Raw genomic sequence first — 3,453 nt, forward strand, 5'->3', positions numbered from 1 at the left:
TTCATCGGCGAACGCCCGGTCAACGCCGCCATCCACCCTGCTGGCCTGCCCATCAACACCTCCGAGGACGAGGTGTTGCAACGACCGGTTGAATCCGCCCAGTACACATCGGCTGCGTTCACGCAGGTCTGCGGCGGTTTCGGGATCCGCAGGAGCATGGGCCGCGTCGGCTCGAGCTACGACAACGCGCTCGCCGAGTCGTTCTGGCAGGGGCTCAAGAGGGAGGCGATGCACCAGAGGCTGTTCCCGACAGTGCGTCAGGCGAGGCTGGAGATCTTCCAGTGGCTGACCTACTACAACGCCCGCAGGCGTCACAGTGCCCTCAACTACCTCTCGCCAGCCGAGTTCGAACAGCAGCACCAGAGGGAACGTAGAATCACACTCGCGGCATGAGCCCCTGTGTCCACACTCCGGGGGACGCCTCACACCCTGAGCGTCACCGTCCCCGCCGGCGCCGCCACCGTCCTGCAGCGCACCCAGATCCTGCCCGAGCGCGTACGGAGCGTCGGCGCGCACACCAGCACCGTCGAACTGGCCGCCGACGCCCCCCGCCGCATCGCCCTCCAACTCTTCGACCTCGACCCCGGCCCCGGCAGCACCTTCCGAGGAAGCCCTTCGCACGGCTGCTGCAGGACGTGGCCCGCGCGCTCACCACCACCAGCGAGCCGGAGCAGCCCCCCAGGCCCTCCACGGAGGACATCTGAGGGCCCACACACCACCCACCGCCCGGTTCACTTGGGCGGCAGCTCGGCCGCCGCGTCCAAGGCCACCTGCAACCACTCGTCCAGAGCGTCGTCGTCCAGGGCTTCCCCGGCCACGTACACCCAGCCCTTCGACACCCTTCCCTTGAACTCATACGGCCGCGCCCCCGGCCGCGCCAGCGCATCGGCCATATCCTCCTGCGCCACCCGCAGGAACAGGTCGTCGCCCTCCACGCCGCCCAGCGTGTTGCCCTGCAGCAGGAACGTGACCGCACCGAACATCTTCTTCTCAGCCACCGCGCCATCCGTCTCCAGCCGCTCCCGGACCCGCTCCACCAACGCCTCGTCGTAAGCCATGGCCTCACGCTACCCACTCACCACGGCACCAGCCCGTGACACCCGCCGCCCCTGCGCCGTACAGGACATTCGTCGCCCCGACACCCCTGCTGGTGGCGCCCTGACCGGCCGGGTCCTGACGCATACGATCCGGGCCGAGGACGGATGCGCGCTCGCGGAGTTCTATCCCGCCGCCCTTGGTGCGCGGGTCTGTGAGCCGTACCGGGACGAGGACGGCAACCCTGCGGCCCTCCCGGTGTGGGTGGGCGCCATGGTGTACGTCTTCTGGTCCGCCACGACGTTCAAGACCCCACCTGGTCCTGGACGCACTCGCCTTCCACATGGACATCACGTTCGGCGCATGTGATCAGGGCGTCTGTCCATAACTTGTTCGGGCGCCTTTTCGCGCTATTGTCAAGAAGGAGTAAAACGGTGATCGAGACCCGTGGGTACAACGACGTCAAGTCGGCTTCCAGCGACGAAGTGAAGATGGTGGCCGGTGCCTGGTTCACCGGATTCATCGTCTACGCACTCAGCACGGGAGCGACCCACGGCATTGCACAGTGGATCGGCGGCACCCTTGGCCTGGCCACCACTGTCGGACTCGTCATGACGATGTGGAATTGCGCCAGGGCAGAGGTCAACTCCCGTCGCCGAATCCTTCACGACTCAGGGCTGTCACGTAGCGATGCCTGGCGTGCAACGCTTCACATGCCGTGACGGTGGTGGGCCAGCGGAGGCGCGCATTGCGAATGCCGGGTAGCCTGTACCGAGCATTATGCAGTTCGCCTATATGGCAGGCATGGAAGCCTCTGGGAAGATCTGAAACACCTCAAGGCTCCCCGATCAACAAACCGCGCGGCCACGTGTGCATTCCACCCCTGCCCGCGAACGGAACAGAAAGGGACTGTCATGCGCCGCACCCTTTGCACCGTCACCGTCGCCGGCCTGCTGGCCATCCCCACCATCGCATTCACTGCCCCCGCACAAGCCGTAAGTCACGGCCTCGCCAATGCCCAGGTGAGGGACGACTGCGAAGAACATCACGACGAAGAAAGTCTCTTTTACTACAACCTGGCCGATAATCTTGCAAAGATTTACGGGCCGATTGTTTACGAGGAATTCCGCGAGGAAAACGACGGCCCAGAGCAGGCCGCCAACCAACAGACTCAGGTCAACACCGGCGACGTCACGCAGACCCAGGATGGCCTCGTCAACGTCGGCCTCAACAACGTCCTTTCCCAGGACGAGATCTCGGCAATTGCGAACACTCACGAATTGCTGTGTGGCATCCTTAACCACATCGGGATTCTTGAGTAACGTCGCCGAGCCTTGCGCCCTGATCAGCCCCAGCCCAGCGTTGGCGCGTCAGTACGCTCCGCTTCGTCCAAAACACGAAAAGCCCCCACGCGGCCAAATCGGCTGAAGTGGGGGCTTACCGGGGCACGCCATGAGACCCGAGCTTCCCTCAACACCGCGGACACACCTCCCCTCCAGGACAGACCAGTCGGCCTCGCCGAGGCCGTAGTGGTGGTGGTAAAGCCCGTCGATCTCGCCCAGCCGGTAGTTGACCGGGTTCTTCTCGGTGTTCCAGTAGTCGGCCAGGCCCCTGAGGTAGGGCGTGCCGAGGACCGGGGCGTCGTCGGTGGCGGTCATGACGTCGTTCCTCCACTGCTGCGGGTATGCGGAGCCGTCGCGTGGTACGGCACACCCCGCGCACGCAGACGGCGGGCTTCGACGGCCTTACGCATGATGCCGGCCATGAGGAAACCAGCGAGAGGCACTGTCCGGGGTGTGGGTGAGTCAGGCGTACAGGGGGTGAGGAAGGTTTCCCGGCCGCTCCGGGGGGATGTCAACTGGGTTGTGTGTGATCGGTGTTGTGCTCCGTGGTCCTGGTTCCTGCCGTGGTTACTGTGGGTTGATGTTGGTCAGAGGGGGAGCCGGTCGCCGAACCGGATCTTGAACTGGTTCATGGCGCGGGTCCAGCCGAGGGTCCCGGTCCCGCGGATCCGGCCTTGGGGAACGCGGCCGTCGCCGTCGATGTGGCGGCCCTCGATGTTGCGGATGCCGAGGTAGAGCATCTTCATCGCGGCGTCGTCTGACGGGAAGTGCCCGCTGGTCTTGACGAGTTTGCGCAGGTTGCGGTTCATCGGCTCAATCGCATTGGTACCCGGTATGAACATCGGGGGAGGCCCATTCTGGCTCCGGCCGTGACAGGGCCTGGTCCTAGTCGTACGGTGCGACCGTCCGAGCCAGGGGCTTCCGGGGATTCAGCATGGGCAGGCCGGTCTATTCGATGGGCTGCGCGCCCGAGTTAGTAGTTGGCCGCCCCTGCGACCTGCCAGGATGCGCTGCGAGCGCGGATCCGTAGGTGCCGTTTCGCCCAGCTGAACCCCAGCACCGAGTACCGCTGGGA

5 protein-coding genes and 1 pseudogene are annotated in these 3,453 nt (G+C 65.2%); 3 read left to right on the forward strand and 3 right to left on the reverse strand.

Features of this window, described 5'->3' with window-relative positions; translation table 11 throughout:
• Positions 1-393: integrase core domain-containing protein (locus ADK54_RS44490; RefSeq protein WP_159048065.1), on the forward strand; the 393-nt coding region annotated here is incomplete at its 5' end.
• A 338-nt stretch (positions 394-731) separates the two neighbouring features.
• On the opposite strand, the gene ADK54_RS41630 is transcribed toward ADK54_RS44490, so the two are convergent.
• On the reverse strand, positions 732-1,058 hold the full coding sequence (locus ADK54_RS41630) for a TfoX/Sxy family protein (protein ID WP_053731069.1): 327 nt from the start codon (positions 1,056-1,058) through the stop codon (positions 732-734).
• Positions 1,059-1,469: 411 nt separating this feature from the next.
• Here ADK54_RS41630 and ADK54_RS41635 point away from each other — a divergent pair, with 411 nt between their 5' ends.
• Together ADK54_RS41635 and ADK54_RS41640 are read left to right on the forward strand one after the other, a co-directional pair.
• On the forward strand, positions 1,470-1,757 hold the full coding sequence (locus tag ADK54_RS41635; protein ID WP_053731070.1) for a hypothetical protein: 288 nt from the start codon (positions 1,470-1,472) through the stop codon (positions 1,755-1,757).
• Positions 1,758-1,949: 192 nt separating this feature from the next.
• Positions 1,950-2,357, forward strand: coding sequence for a hypothetical protein (locus ADK54_RS41640; protein ID WP_053731071.1), 408 nt, complete (start codon positions 1,950-1,952; stop codon positions 2,355-2,357).
• Between the two features lie 48 nt (positions 2,358-2,405).
• Here ADK54_RS41640 and ADK54_RS49055 read toward each other — a convergent pair whose 3' ends face one another.
• Positions 2,406-2,693 (reverse strand): hypothetical protein, encoded by a 288-nt coding sequence (locus ADK54_RS49055; RefSeq protein WP_053731072.1) that lies wholly within the window; start codon positions 2,691-2,693, stop codon positions 2,406-2,408.
• Between the two features lie 272 nt (positions 2,694-2,965).
• Positions 2,966-3,205 (reverse strand): annotated as a pseudogene (locus tag ADK54_RS49060) (transposase); the annotation flags it as partial.
• Between the last annotated feature and the right edge of the window lie 248 nt (positions 3,206-3,453).

The sequence above is a fragment of the Streptomyces sp. WM6378 genome (assembly GCF_001279695.1).
Taxonomy (GTDB): Bacteria; Actinomycetota; Actinomycetes; order Streptomycetales; family Streptomycetaceae; genus Streptomyces.